This window comes from Crenalkalicoccus roseus, from assembly GCF_004761865.1.
Taxonomy (GTDB): Bacteria; Pseudomonadota; Alphaproteobacteria; order Acetobacterales; family Acetobacteraceae; genus Crenalkalicoccus; species Crenalkalicoccus roseus.
Genome location: NZ_SJDM01000029.1, coordinates 23,122 through 36,353 on the forward strand (window position 1 = coordinate 23,122; position 13,232 = coordinate 36,353).

The 13,232-nt window shown below is 75.1% G+C and carries 12 protein-coding genes; 7 read left to right on the forward strand and 5 right to left on the reverse strand.

Going from position 1 to position 13,232, the window contains the following annotated elements:
* Positions 1–17: 17 nt before the first annotated feature.
* Positions 18–680 (reverse strand): DUF3047 domain-containing protein, encoded by a 663-nt coding sequence (locus ET526_RS15570; RefSeq protein WP_158295607.1) that lies wholly within the window; start codon positions 678–680, stop codon positions 18–20.
* Positions 681–742: 62 nt separating this feature from the next.
* Here ET526_RS15570 and ET526_RS15575 point away from each other — a divergent pair, with 62 nt between their 5' ends.
* The gene (locus tag ET526_RS15575) at positions 743–1,444 is read left to right on the forward strand and encodes a dienelactone hydrolase family protein (protein ID WP_135468654.1); all 702 of its coding nucleotides are present in this window, start codon (positions 743–745) and stop codon (positions 1,442–1,444) included.
* A 34-nt stretch (positions 1,445–1,478) separates the two neighbouring features.
* On the opposite strand, the gene ET526_RS15580 is transcribed toward ET526_RS15575, so the two are convergent.
* The gene (locus tag ET526_RS15580) at positions 1,479–2,687 is read right to left on the reverse strand and encodes an acyl-CoA dehydrogenase family protein (protein ID WP_158295608.1); all 1,209 of its coding nucleotides are present in this window, start codon (positions 2,685–2,687) and stop codon (positions 1,479–1,481) included.
* A gap of 82 nt (positions 2,688–2,769) precedes the next feature.
* Positions 2,770–3,321 (reverse strand): GNAT family N-acetyltransferase, encoded by a 552-nt coding sequence (locus tag ET526_RS15585; RefSeq protein ID WP_135468658.1) that lies wholly within the window; start codon positions 3,319–3,321, stop codon positions 2,770–2,772.
* A gap of 105 nt (positions 3,322–3,426) precedes the next feature.
* Between ET526_RS15585 and ET526_RS15590 the strand changes: the two genes are divergently transcribed.
* A complete protein-coding gene (locus ET526_RS15590) occupies positions 3,427–4,665 on the forward strand; it encodes a CaiB/BaiF CoA transferase family protein (RefSeq protein WP_135468660.1) in 1,239 nt (412 codons plus the stop codon).
* 138 nt (positions 4,666–4,803) lie between these two features.
* Here ET526_RS15590 and ET526_RS15595 read toward each other — a convergent pair whose 3' ends face one another.
* Both ET526_RS15595 and ET526_RS15600 read right to left on the reverse strand, forming a co-directional pair.
* Positions 4,804–6,045 (reverse strand): MFS transporter, encoded by a 1,242-nt coding sequence (locus ET526_RS15595; RefSeq protein ID WP_240048429.1) that lies wholly within the window; start codon positions 6,043–6,045, stop codon positions 4,804–4,806.
* 6 nt (positions 6,046–6,051) lie between these two features.
* On the reverse strand, positions 6,052–7,452 hold the full coding sequence (locus ET526_RS15600) for an aminotransferase (RefSeq protein WP_135468662.1): 1,401 nt from the start codon (positions 7,450–7,452) through the stop codon (positions 6,052–6,054).
* Between the two features lie 98 nt (positions 7,453–7,550).
* Here ET526_RS15600 and ET526_RS15605 point away from each other — a divergent pair, with 98 nt between their 5' ends.
* The 5 genes from ET526_RS15605 (at position 7,551) to ET526_RS15625 (ending at position 13,124) form a co-directional block, all read left to right on the forward strand.
* Complete coding sequence (locus ET526_RS15605) at positions 7,551–9,179, forward strand: amidohydrolase (RefSeq protein ID WP_135468664.1); 1,629 nt, start codon at positions 7,551–7,553, stop codon at positions 9,177–9,179.
* On the forward strand, positions 9,176–10,096 hold the full coding sequence (locus tag ET526_RS21305) for a CobW family GTP-binding protein (RefSeq protein ID WP_158295609.1): 921 nt from the start codon (positions 9,176–9,178) through the stop codon (positions 10,094–10,096). Before ET526_RS15605 ends, ET526_RS21305 begins: the two co-directional genes overlap by 4 nt.
* A gap of 67 nt (positions 10,097–10,163) precedes the next feature.
* Positions 10,164–11,399 carry an MFS transporter gene (locus ET526_RS15615; RefSeq protein WP_135468667.1) on the forward strand — a complete coding sequence of 412 codons (1,236 nt, stop codon included), beginning with the start codon at positions 10,164–10,166 and terminating at the stop codon, positions 11,397–11,399.
* Positions 11,400–11,518: 119 nt separating this feature from the next.
* Positions 11,519–11,704, forward strand: a complete 186-nt coding sequence (locus tag ET526_RS15620) for a hypothetical protein (RefSeq protein WP_135468669.1) — start codon at positions 11,519–11,521, stop codon at positions 11,702–11,704.
* A gap of 22 nt (positions 11,705–11,726) precedes the next feature.
* Positions 11,727–13,124, forward strand: coding sequence for an MFS transporter (locus ET526_RS15625; protein ID WP_135468671.1), 1,398 nt, complete (start codon positions 11,727–11,729; stop codon positions 13,122–13,124).
* The last annotated feature ends 108 nt before the right edge of the window (positions 13,125–13,232 follow it).

Here is a 13,232-nt window from a genome sequence, read left to right on the forward strand (position 1 = left end):
AACCCGGGCGGCTGCGGTCACGGGCAGGGGATCAGGCGGATATCCTCGACCGCCGCCGCGACGCGGCTGCGGGTGTCGTCCGTGTCGGTGCCGATCGCGATCTCCTGCACCATGGGGGGCTCGCCGCCGAAGGCGGCGCGCCAGTCGGCGCCGAGATCCACCACCTCCTCGAACCAGCGCCCGCGCGGCGCATCGGCCGGGCGCAGCACCCGCACCTTGCCGAGGCCGGACATGTAGGGGCTCGGGAACAGCGCCGGCTCCCGCCCCGTGCCGCCCCAGGTGTAGATCAGCACGCTGCGCGGCAGCGGATGGTCGCCGGCCGCGGCCTGCGCCGCGGCGTGCCGGGTGCGCTGCCAGAGGCTCACCCGCGCCGGCCAGTCGGCGAAGCCGACCGAGAGGGCGAGCGCGCGGTCGCTGCCCCGCCGCGTCAGGTCGGTCGCCGGCGGGCCGTGGTCCACCCGCCAGCGCCAGGCGAGGCAGGCGGGCGGAACCTCCTTCCGTCGCCAGACGAAGCTGCCCTGGCCGTGCCCCTCCACCGCCACGCCGCCGCCCGGCAGGGCGCGCCAGCGCGCGGGACGGATGCCGTGCCACTCGGCGTGCCGCCACCCCGCGGCCTCGGGCGGCTGCGCCGGGCCCGCCCCGGCGAGCAGGGCGAGCGTGCAGGTGGTCGCGAGAGGCATGGCAAGGCGACGCATCTCTGGTTAGATGCCGCAACCGCAGCCCAGGACAAGGAGGAGGGGACATGCCCGACATCAGGATCGCCGCGACCGACGGCAAGGGCGAGTTCGCGGCCTATGTGGCGATGCCGAAGCAGACGCCCGCCGGCGCGGTGGTGATGATCCAGGAGATCTTCGGCGTGAACCGCACCATGCGCGCGCTCTCCGACTGGGTGGCCGACATGGGCTTCATCGCCGTCAGCCCCGACCTGTTCTGGCGGCAGGAGCCCGGCGTGCAGCTCGACCCCGACGCCGGCCAGGACCAGTGGGACAAGGCCTTCAAGCTGATGCAGGGCATGGACCAGGACAAGGCGATCGAGGACCTGAAGGCCACGGTGGCGCATGCGCGGAAGATGCAGGGCGCCAACGGCAAGGTCGGCACCATGGGCTTCTGCCTCGGCGGGCGCCTCGCCTACCTGATGGCCACGCGTTCCGACGCCGACTGCAACGTCAGCTACTACGGCGTCGGGCTGGAGGGTCTGCTCGGCGAGGCGGGCAACATCAGGGCGCCGCTGATCCTGCACATCGCCGAGAAGGACAAGTTCGTCCCGCCCGAGGCGCAGGCGAAGATCCTCGAGGGGCTGAAGGGCAACAGGCATGTGAGCTGCTACGTCTATCCCGGCGTGGACCACGCCTTCGCCCGCATGGGCGGCCACGCCTGGGACGCGCGCGCCGCGACCATCGCCAACGGCCGCACGGCGGAGCTGCTGGCGCGCGTGCTCGGCTGAGGCCGCGCGGGCGGGGCGGCCGCCCCGCTCGCGCTCACACGAACTGCAGCGGCTGGTCCACGCCGAGGAGGTGGCGCCCGACCATCTCCACATGCCACGGCCCGCCCTGCAGGTGCTGGGAGACGCAGAGGGCGTCGCGGAAGCGCCGCTCGAAGGGCGCGCCCTCCAGCACCGCCGTGGTGCCGGCGGCGCGGTAGCAGGCGATGGAGACCTCGGTCGCCTCGCCGATCGCGTGCGTGGTGGCGAGGCGCAGCGCCATGCGCGCATCGAGCGTCAGCGTGCCGGTGGCCTCCGCTTCCTCCCAGGCCTCGCGCGCGGTGCCGAGCAGGTACATGCGCGCCGCGCGCAGCCGCGCCTCGAGCTGGCCGATCTGGAGCTGCACCGCGTTGTTGTCGCGCATGAGCCGCGCCGCGGCGCGGGGCGCCTTGCCGCGGGCCAGCGCGAGCAGCGCCTCCATCAGCGCCCGCGCCACGCCCACCGCCACGCCCGCGAAGCCGGTGGCGTAGCAGAGGTTGGAGGCGAACAGCGTCAGCGGGCCGGCCTGGCGCAGCGTCTCCGGCCGGTCGCGCGCGCAGGCGTGGCTCTCCGGCACGAACAGACCCTCCACCTCGTAGGTGTCGCTGCCGGTGCCGCGCAGGCCGAGGGCGTGCCACTCGCCGATGATGCGCGCCGCGGATCTCGGGAACAGCACGGTGCGGTCCTCGGGCCTGCCGTCCGGCCCGAGGCGCGGCGTGCCGTCCGGCAGCACCACCGGAACATGCGCGCCGAGCACCGTGGCATGGCGGCTGCCGCTGCCGAACTCCCACCGCCCGGTGACGCGGTAGCCGCCCTCCACCACCTCGGCCCGGGCGCGGCCGTGCCGCGCGCCCCAGGCGAGCGCACTGCCGCGCGCGCCGAACAGGTCGCGCGCCACCGCGGGGTCGAGGTGATGAGCGGCCGACATGGCCGAGACGGCGCCCTGGCAGACGCACCAGGCGGTGCTGGCATCGCCCTGCGCCAGAGCCTCCGTCACCTCGGCGAAGCGCGGCAGCGGCAGGGCGGCGCCGCCGAGCGCGCGAGGCAGCAGCAGGCGCAGGAAATCCCCCTCGCGCAGCGCGGCCAGCACCTCCGGTGCCAGTTCCGCGGCCCGGTCCATGCCGGGGCCGTGCGCCTCCAGCAGCGGCCGCAGGGCGCGGGCGCGCGCGACCGGGTCGGCTTCGCCGCCGCGCGCGGGCGCCGGCGCCCCGGGCCGAGAGATGTCCATTCCCGCGCTTCCTCCCCGCGCCATCGCCGGAAACGCTATCACGGCCCGTCGCCGCGGCAAGGACGCCCGCCGCGCCGGGGGCTCAGCCGGGATGCCGGCCGGCCCAGTCGGCGCGCGCGAGGCGGTAGAGCAGGTGGCGGCGCAGCGGGTGGCCCGCGGGCAGGCGCGGATGGTCGAAGCCCCCCGCCGCGCGCATGCCGAGCCTCTCCATCAGCCGCCGCGAGCGCTCGTTGGCCGGCACGGTGAAGGCGACGATCTCGGCGAGGCCGAGCGGGCCGAAGCCGGCCGCCAGCGCCAGCCGCGCCGCCTCTCCGGCCAGGCCCTGGCGCCAGTGGGCGGGCATCAGCCGCCAGCCGATCTCCACCGCCGGCGCGAAGGGCGCGGCGAAGCCGACGCGCTGCAGGCCGCACAGGCCGATCGGCGCGGCCTCGCCGCTGCGTTCCACCGCCCAGAAGGAGAAGCCGTGCTCCGCCTCGTGGCGCATGATGTGGGCGAGGAAGGCGTCGCTCTCCGCGCGCGCGAGCGGCGCCACGAAATGGCGCATCACCTCGGGATCCGCGTTCAGGGCGGCGAAGGCATCCGCATCGGCCTCGCGCCAGGGGCGCAGGCGGAGGCGCGGCCCGTCCAGGATCATGCGGGCGATCCTGGCCCCTTCGCACCCGCCCCGCCAGCCCTTAGGTTCCCTCTTCCCGGGGCCCCATCCCTGCCGGGCGGCCGCCGGAGGAGGAAAGGCTAGCGAATGACCGACGCAGTGCCGACGGCCCGGGGCAAGGGCCTGGCGAGATCCGCGGGCGCCCTCGCCGGGCTGAAGGTGATAGACCTCACGCGCGTGCTCGGCGGCCCCTACTGCACCATGGTGCTCTCCGACCACGGCGCCGAGGTGATCAAGCTGGAGCCGCCCCAGGGCGACGAGGTGCGCGACTGGGGGCCGCCCTTCGACGAGAAGGGCGATGCCAGCTACTTCCTCGGCGTCAACCGCAACAAGCGTTCGGTCGGGCTCGACCTGGCGAAGCCGGAGGGGCGGCAGGTGCTGCTGCGCCTGCTGGAGGGCGCGGACGTGCTGGTCGAGAATTTCAAGCCGGGCAGCATGGAGAAGTGGGGCATCGGCTACGAGCAGACGCTGCGCGACCGCTTTCCCCGCCTGATCCACTGCCGGGTTTCCGGCTTCGGCGCCGACGGCCCGAACGGCGGCTTCCCCGGCTACGACGCCGTGCTGCAGGCGATGACCGGGCTGATGTCCATCAACGGCACCGAGGATTCCGGCCCGACGCGGCTCGGCAACCCGATCGTGGACATCGCCACCGGCCTGTTCAGCGCCATCGCCATCCTGATGGCGCTGCAGGAGCGGCAGAGGAGCGGCCAGGGGCAGTTCCTCGACATGACGCTGCACGATTGCGGCATGGCGCTGCTGCACCCGCACGCCGCCAACTACTTCCTGAACGGCAGGCGGCCGGTGCCGACCGGCAACCCGCACCCGAACCTCGCGCCCTACTCGAAGTTCCGCACCCGGACCTGCGAGATCTTCGTCGCCGCCGGCAACGACCCCGCCTTCCGCAAGTTCTGCGAGTTCCTCGGCATACCGGAGGTGGCGCGCGACGAGCGCTTCGCCACCAACGGCGCGCGGGTGACCAACCGCGCGGCGCTGACCGAGATCCTAGAGCGCCGCTTCGCCGAGGAGGACGGGCACGAGCTGACGCGCCGCATGCTGCAGGCGGGCCTTCCCGCCGGCCCGGTGCTGCACGTGGACGAGGCGATGGCCGCCGGGCACACGGCGCACCGCGAGATGGTGACGGAGCTCGGCGGCTATCGCGGGCTCGGCACGCCGATCAAGATGTCCCGCACCCCGGGCGGCACGCGCGCGGCGCCGCCGCGCTTCGCCGAGCACACCGAGGAGGTGCTGGCGAGCCACGGCTTCTCCGCCGAGGAGATCCGCGCGCTGCGCGAGGCCGGCGTGCTGGTGGAGGCGCGGCGGCGCTAGCGCCTGATCCGCGAAGGGGGAGCGCCGGAGCGGCGACTCAGCCGCGCAATGCAGGGCGGAAGCGTGATCCGCCAAGGAGGATCACGCCGCAGAGCGTTTTCCGTCCGCCCCGGCTTGCGGCAAGGCTCCGGCCGGCGCTCACGCCAGCGCCGGGCGACTGCGGGCCCGCCAGAGCAGGAAGGCGGCGATCGAGATGTTCAGGAGGTTCCACAACAGGCCGTTGACCAGTGCCGCCTGGTAGGAGCCGGTGGCGTCGAAGATCGCCCCGGACATCCACCCGCCGATCGCCATGCCCGCGAGCGTGGCGGAGAGCACGAGCCCGATCCGCGTCCCCGCCTCCGAGGCCGGGAAGAATTCACGCACGATCATCGCGTAGCTCGGCACGATGCCGCCCTGGAACAGGCCGAACAGCGCCGAGATCAGGTAGAGCGAGGCCAGCCCGTCGAAGGGCAGGAACAGCGCCAGCGCCACCGCCTGCAGGGTGGAGCCGAGCAGCAGCGTCGCCAGGCCCCCGATCCGGTCCATGATCAGGCCGAAGGCCAGCCGGCTGACGGCGCCGCAGGCGAGCATCAGCGAAAGCATCTCCGCCCCCCGCGCCGCGCCGTAGCCGAGATCCACGCAGTAGGCGACGATGTGCACCTGCGGCATCGCCATCGCCACGCAGCAGGCGACGCCGGCCACCACCAGCAGCCATTGCAGCGTGGCGGGGCTGAGCCCGAGCCCCACCCCCGCCGCGCTGGCCCCGCCCGGCAGCGGCGCCGGGTGCGAGACCGGGGCGCGCCGGCGCAGCACCAGCGCCAGCGGCAGCATGACGGCGAGGCAGAACAGCCCGATGCCGAGATGCGTGCCCCGCCAGCCGGCGGTGGCGATGAAGTGCTGCACCACCAGCGGCCAGAAGGTGCCGGCGAGATAGCTGCTGCTGGCGCAGAGCGCGACGGCGATGCCGCGGCGGCGGTCGAACCAGTGCGAGGTGTCGGCGACCAGCGGGCCGAAGACGGCGCTGCTGCCGACCCCGATCAGCACGCCGTAGATCACCGCGAACGTCCAGAGGCTCGGCGCCAGGGCGGTGGCGATGTAGCCGAGGCCGAGCGCCAGCCCGCCGATCGCCACCGGCACCGCCACCCCAAAGCGGTCGGCGAGCCGACCGAGCAGCACGCCGCCGGCGCCGAAGCCGATCATCGCCAGGGTATAGGGCAGGGCGGCGCCGGCGCGCGCCACGCCGAACTCCGCCTGCACCGCCGGCAGCGCCACCACGATGGACCACATGCCGACGCCGCCGACGGTGCCGAGCAGCAGCGCCACGCCGAGCCGTAGCCAGGCATAGCGCGACTCCACCCCGCCCGCCGCGCCGTCGCGGGCGGCCGCCGCCGAGGCCGGCACCCGCCGCTACTCGGCCGCGAGCTTCCGCTCCCGCAGCACCGCCCAGGCCGCGTCGAGGGCGCGGCCGAAGCGGGCGCACATCTCCCCGATCTCCTCCTCGGTGATGATCAGCGGCGGGGTGAAGGCGATGCGGTCGCCGATGGCGCGCACGATGAGCCCCTGCTCGTGCGCCTTGTCCTGCACCAGGACGCCGGCCTTCGCGGCGGCGGGGAAGGGTTCCTTCGTCGCCTTGTCGGCCACCACCTCCACGCCCGCGATCAGCCCGACGCCGCGCACGTCGCCCACCAGCGGATGGTCGCGGAACGCCTCCAGCCCGCGCAGGAAGGCGGGCGAGACGCGGCGCACATGGCCGACGATGTCCCGCTCCTCGTAGATCGCCAGCGTCTCCAGCGCCACGGCGCAGGCGACCGGGTGGCCGCCATAGGTGAAGCCGTGGCCGAAGGTGCCGTTCTTGCGGCTGCCTTCCAGCAGCGCCGCGTGGATGCGGTCGCTGACCAGCAGCGCCGAGATCGGCTGGTAGCTGGCCGAGAGCTGCTTGGCGCAGCTCAGCATGTCCGGCTGGATGCCGTAGGTCTCGCAGCCCCAGAGGTTGCCGGTGCGGCCGAAGCCGCAGATCACCTCGTCGGCCACCAGCAGGATGTCGTGGCGGCGCAGGATGGGCTGGATCGCCTCGAAATAGCCGCGCGGGGGCGTGATGGCGCCGCCGCCCCCCTGCACCGGCTCGGCGAACATGGCGGCGATGGTGTCGGCGCCCTCGCGCTCGATCAGCGCCTCCAGCTCCGCCGCCATGCGGGCGGAGAACTGCTCCTCGCTCTCCCCCGGCTCGGCGAAGCGGTAGTAGTTGGGGTTGGAGAGGTGCAGGAACCGGTCGCCGAGAGGCAGGTCGAAATCCGCGTGCATGTGCGGCTGGCCGGAGAGCGAGGCGGCGGCCACCGTGTTGCCGTGATAGCCGCGGATGCGCCCGATGATCTTCTTCTTCCGCGGCCGGCCCGTCAGGTTGTGGTAGTACCAGATCAGCTTGATCGCGGCGTCGTTCGCCTCCGACCCGCTGCACTGGAACAGGGCGTGGGAGAGCCTCGCCTCCTCCGGCCCGGGCGGGGCGATGGCGGCGAGCTTCTCGGCCAGCCGCACCCCTGGCTCGTGCCCCTTGGCGAAGAAGGTGTGGTAGTAGGGCAAGGACAGCATCTGCTCGTAGGCCGCCTTCGCCAGGCGCCTCTCGGAGAAGCCGAGCGAGGCGCACCAGAGGCCGGCCATCGCCTCGATGTACTCGCGCCCCTCCGTGTCCCACACCCGCACGCCCTCGCCGCGGGCGATCAGCACCGCCCCCTCGCGGGCATGGGCGTCGAGGTCGGTCTGCTGGTGGACCAGATGGGCGATGTCGGCGGCGTGCAGGCTGTTCAGGCGCATCCTCGGGTCTCCTCCGCCCCGCCAGGATGCGCCCCCCGCCCCCTGGCGGCAAGGCCGGTCGGGTGGCAGGCTGGGCGGAACCGCCGGGGAGCCCGCCCATGGCCGACGAGATCACGGTGTTCCGCGCCCGGCGGATCCTCACCATGGATTCTTCCTGCCCCGAGGCGACGCATGTCGCGGTGCGGGAGGGCCGGATCCTCGCCGTGGGCGGGGAGGCGGAGGCGCGCGCCTGGGGCAAGGGGCGCGAGGACGGCCGCTTCCGCGACCTGGTCCTGCTGCCTGGGCTGGTGGAGGGGCACAGCCATGCCTGGGAGGGTGGCGTCTGGTCCTTCGCCTATGCCGGCTATTTCGACCGCGCCGATCCGGAGGGCCGCCTCTGGCCCGGCTGCGACAGCATCGAGGCGGTGGTGGCGCGGCTGCGGGAGGCGGAGTGCGCGCTGCCCGCGGACCAGCCGCTCTTCGCCTGGGGCTTCGACCCGATTTATTTCGGCGAGCGGCGCGCGACGACCGAGGACCTCGACCGCGTCTCCGCCACCCGGCCGGTGGTGCTGCTGCACTCCAACGGCCACGTCATGAACGTGAACACGCCGGTGCTGGAGCGGAGCGGCCTCGCCAGCGCCGACATCGAGGGCGTGGTGCGCGACGCCACCGGCCGCGCCACCGGCGAGCTGCGCGAGATGGCGGCGAAGTACATGGTCTTCCGCACCGTCGGGAACCCGCAGCACGGGCTGATGGCGAAGCCGGAGAGCCTGCGCCGCTTCGCCGCCCTGGCGCGCCGCGCCGGCGTGACCACCGCGACCGACCTCTTCACCGACCTGCCCGACCCGGTGGTGGCGACCTACCTCGAGACCACGCGCGAGGCGGATTTCCCGCTGCGCCTGCTGCCGGCGCTGAACGCGCAGAGCCTGCCGGCCGCCGAGGGCGTCGCCAAGATCGTGCGCCTCAGGCGCCTGAACCAGGAGCGGCTGCGCTTCGGCCTGGTGAAGCTGATGACCGACGGCTCCATCCAGGGCCTGTCCGGCCGGCTGAAATGGCCGGGCTACATCGGCGGCCAGCCCAACGGCATCTGGAACATCGCCCCGGACGACCTGACCGAGCTGCTGCACGCCTACCACGCCGCCGGGCTGCAGTGCCACATCCACACCAATGGCGACGAGGCGAGCGAGGTCACGATCGAGGCGATCGAGGCCGCCCTGACGCGCACCCCGCGCTGGGACCACCGCCACACCCTGCAGCACTGCCAGATGGCCGACGCGGCGCAGTTCCGGCGGATGCGCGCGCTCGGCATCTGCGTCAACCTGTTCGCCAACCACGTCTACTACTGGGGCGAGCAGCACGCGGCGCTGACCATGGGGCCGGACCGGGCGCGGCGCATGGATGCCTGCGCCACCGCGCTGCGCGAGGGCGTGCCCTTCGCCATCCATTCCGACGCGCCGGTGACGCCGCTGGCGCCGCTCTTCACCGCCTGGGTCGCGGTGAACCGCCTGACCGCCGGGGGCCGCGTGCTGGGGCCGGAGGAGCGCATCCCGGTGGAGGCGGCGCTGCGCGCCATCACCCTCGGCGCCGCCTACACGCTGAAGCTCGACCACGAGATCGGCAGCATCGAGGTGGGCAAGCGCGCCGATTTCTGCGTCCTCGGCGAGGACCCGCTGGCGGTGGCGCCGGAGCGGCTGAAGGACGTCCCGGTCTGGGGTACGGTCGTGGGCGGCGTGCCCTTCCCGGCATGAGGGCGAGCGGCGGCCTCGCCCTGCCGCTGACGGTGCTCGGCGGCTTCCTCGGCGCGGGCAAGACCACGCTGGTGAACGCGCTGCTGCGCCGGGCGGCGGGGCTCAGGCTCGCCGTGCTGGTCAACGACTTCGGCAGCGTCAACCTCGACGCGGCGCTCATCGCCTCCGCCTCGGGCGACACCATCGCGCTGACCAATGGCTGCGTCTGCTGCGCCGTGGGCGACGACCTCGCCGCCGGCCTCGCCGCCGTGCTCTCCCGCCGCCCGGCGCCCGACCACGTGCTGGTGGAGGCGAGCGGCGTCGCCGATCCCGGCGCCATCGCCGCCATCGCGCGCCTCGACCCCGACCTCCGCCTCGCCGGGGTGCTGGTGCTGGCCGACGCCGCCTCGGTCGCGGAGCGGCTGGCCGATCCGCGCCTCGCCGACACGCTGCGCCGGCAGCTCCGCGCCGCCGACCTGCTGGTGCTGACCAAGACCGACTTGGTCGCGGCGGAGGAGGCCGGGCGCGTCGCCGCGCTGCTGCGCCCCCTCGCCCCCGGCGCGGCGCTGCTGCCGGCCAGCCACGGCGCGCTGCCGGTGGAGGTGGCGCTCGGCCGGCATGCGGGCGGCGGGGGCGCCGCGCCGCCGCCCCGCGCCGCGCATGGCACCCTCTTCGCCTCCGTCACGCTGCGCCCGGCCCGGCCGGTGGCGGAGGCGGCGCTGCGCGGGGCGCTCGATGCGCTGCCGGAAGGGGTGCTGCGCGTCAAGGGCGTGCTGCCCCTCGCCGCCGGGGGGTGCGTGCTGGTGCAGCGCGTCGGCCGGCGGCTGGAGATGACGCCGGGCGGCCCCGCGGCGGAGGCGGCGCTGGTGCTGATTGGCACCGAGGCGGTGTGGGACGCCGCGGAGGCGCTGCGCCCCCTCGGCCTCGCCCGGGCCTGACGCGGCTTCCCAGCCGGGCGGTTTCGCCCGACCATGCGGCCCGGAAGGGGAGAAGAGGGACGCCGCCATGGCCCAGCAGGGCGCCCGCGCCTGGACGCCGTCCGAGATGCGCACCCTCGCGCTCGTCTCGGCGGCGCACCTCGTCAGCCATGTGCACCTGCTGGTGCTGCCGCCGCTGTTCCCGCTGCTGCGGGACCGGCTCGGCGTCGGCTTCGTCGAACTCGGCCTGGCGCTGACCCTGCTCAACGTGGTCTCCGGCCTCACCCAGGCGCCGATGGGCTTCGCGGTGGACCGCTACGGCTCGCGCCGGGTGCTGGTGGCGGGCCTGGTCCTGGCGGGGGTGACGCTGGTGCTGCTCGGCCTCTCGCCCAGCTACCCGATGCTGCTGGCGGCGGCGGTGCTGCTCGGCCTCGCCAACTCGGTCTATCACCCGGCGGATTACGAGCTGCTCTCGCGTGGCATCGGCGAGGCGCGGATCGGCCGCGCCTTCTCCATCCACACCTTCGCCGGCTTCATGGGCGGCGCCATCGCCCCGGCGATGATGCTCGGCCTCGCGGCGCTCGGCGGCCTGCCCGCGGCGCTGATGGCGGCCGGGGCGCTGGCGCTCGCCGTGGCGCTGCCGCTCGCCCTGGCGCGGGCGCCCGATCCGGCGCCGCGCGCCGCGCCCGCCAGGGCGAAGCCGGGCGGGGGGCAGGCGGCCGCGGCGCCGGTGCTGAGCGGGGCGGTGCTGTCCATGACCGCCCTCTTCGTCCTGCTCTCCCTCTCCAATGGCGGGGTGCAGAACTTCTCCGTGGTGGCGCTGGTGGAGGGGCACGGCACCGCCTTCGCCGCCGCCACGGTGGCGCTCTCCGGCTTCATGCTGATGAGCGCGCTCGGCGTGCTGGCGGGCGGCATCATCGCCGACCGCACCGCGAAGCACGGCCAGGTCGCGGCGGGCTGCTTCGCGCTGACGGCGCTGCTGGTGGCGCTGGTCGGGCTGGTGCCGATGCCGGCGGTGGCGCTGGTGGCGGTGATGGGGGCGGCGGGGTTCTTCTCCGGCATGATCGCGCCCTCGCGCGACATGCTGGTGCGCGCCGCCGCCCCGCCCGGGGCGGTGGGGCGGGTGTTCGGCATTGTCAGCACCGGCTTCAACCTGGGCGGCATCGCCGGGCCGATGCTCTATGGCTGGCTGATGGATGCGGGGCGGCCGCTCGCCGTCTTCGGCGTCGCGGTCGGGTTCATGCTGCTGACCGTGGCGCTGGCCCTGGCGAGCGACTGGCGGCGCGCCCGGCGCGCGCGCCTGGCCCCGCAGCCGGGGGAGTAGACGGTGCGGCCCCGCGTCCGGCCGGCGGCGCCAGCGCAAGCGTGATCGGAGGCCGCTGGTGGAGCCGCCCGGGCGCACGTTGATAATCGGTCCCGGTCCGGCCGGCCGCGGAGGATCGCATGCGCTGGCTCTGCATCGCCCTGGCACTGGCCACCGCCGCCTGCGCGGCGGGCGACGCCTCGCGGCCGCACTGGCGGCGGCCCGGCCCTCCACCCCTGGCGCCGGGCGAGCGCATCCTCCTCCTCGACGACGGCTACCTCGCCTGGCGCGGCGGAGGAGAGGCGGAGCCGCCCCGGCAGGGCTGAGGGCCCGCCCCGGCACGGCCGCGTGAGGGCGGGCTGGCCGCCCGGCGCCGCGCGCCGCCTGCTGCCGATCGGGCTCGGCACGCTCGCGGTGCCGCTCGACACCGCGGTGAACATCGCCTTCCCGGAGATCACCGGCCATTTCGGCCTGACCGTGCCGATGATCCAGTGGATCGTCGTCTGCTACGTGCTGACCTATGGCAGCCTGATGCTGGCGGTTGGGCGCCTCGGGGACATCCTCGGCCATGGCCGGGTGTTCCGCCTCGGCCTCGCCTGGAGCGCCGCGGCCTTCCTGCTCTGCGCCCTGGCGCCGGGCTATGGCTGGCTGCTGGCCTGCCGGGTGCTGCAGGGGATCGGCGCGGCGCTGCTCATCAGCTGCGGCCCGGCGCTGGTCACCCTGCTCTTCCCCGAGGCGATGCGCGGGCGGATGCTCGGCCTCTACACGCTGGTCTTCGCGGCCGGCGCGGCGCTCGGCCCCCTGCTCGGCGGGGTGCTGGTGCAGCTCTGGGGATGGGAGGCGGTGTTCTGGTTCCGCGCCCCGCTGGCGCTCGTCGCGCTGCTGCTGCTGCCCCGCCTGCCGGGGCCGCCGCGCGGGGCGGCGCGCGAGCCCTTCGACCTCGCCGGCGCCGCACTGCTGGCGCTGGCGATCGGCGGCCTGCTCCTCGCCCTCGGCCAGGCGCGCCTTCTCGTGGCCGGGGAGCCCTGGGCGCTGCTGCTCGGCGCGGCGGCGCTGGCGGCGCTCGCGGGGTTCCTGCGGCAGGCCGGGCGCAGCCCGCGGCCGATCATCGCGCCCGGCTTCTTCCGCCTGCCCGGCTTCGCCTCGGTCAACGCCGCGAATGCGCTGGTGAATTTCGCGGGCTTCGCGGTGCTGCTGTTCCTGCCCTACCACCTCCTCGGCAGCGCCGGGCTGGCGGCCGGGGCAGCGGGGCTGGTGCTGGCCGCCGGGCCGCTCGGCAGCATGGTCGCCGCGCCGGCGGGCGGGTGGCTGCTGGGCCGCGTGCCGCCGCGCCGCCTGGCGCTGGCGGGGGCGGCGCTGACCGCGGCGGGGCTCTTGCTGATCGGCCTGCCGGGGCGGGAGGCGGGGATCGGCCTGCTGGTGGCGGCGCTGCTGGCGCAGGGCGCGGGGCTCGGGCTGTTCCAGGTGGCGCAGGCGGAGACCGTCACCGCCGCCATGCCGCGCGCCGATCGGGGCGTCGCGGGCAGCCTCACCATGGTGATGCGCACCCTGGGCGTGGTCTCGGCTGCCTCGCTGCTCACCCTGCTGTTCGGCGCGGCGGAGGCGGCGGCGCTGCGGCGGGGCGCCACGGCCGAGGAGGCGTTCCTCGAGGCCTTCCGCCTCGCCTTCCTGCTCGCCGCTGCCACCGCCGCCGCGGCGGCGGCGCTGCTGGCGCGCGGCCCGCGGCGCGCGGCGCGCGGCGGCTGACGCCGCTCGGCGAGCCCCCCCATCCGCCAGGGCGGACCAAGCCGGAAGGGCGCCCGCCGCGCCGTGGCATCCCCGCTTTTGCGCGGCCATCACGCCGGGCCCCGTCGC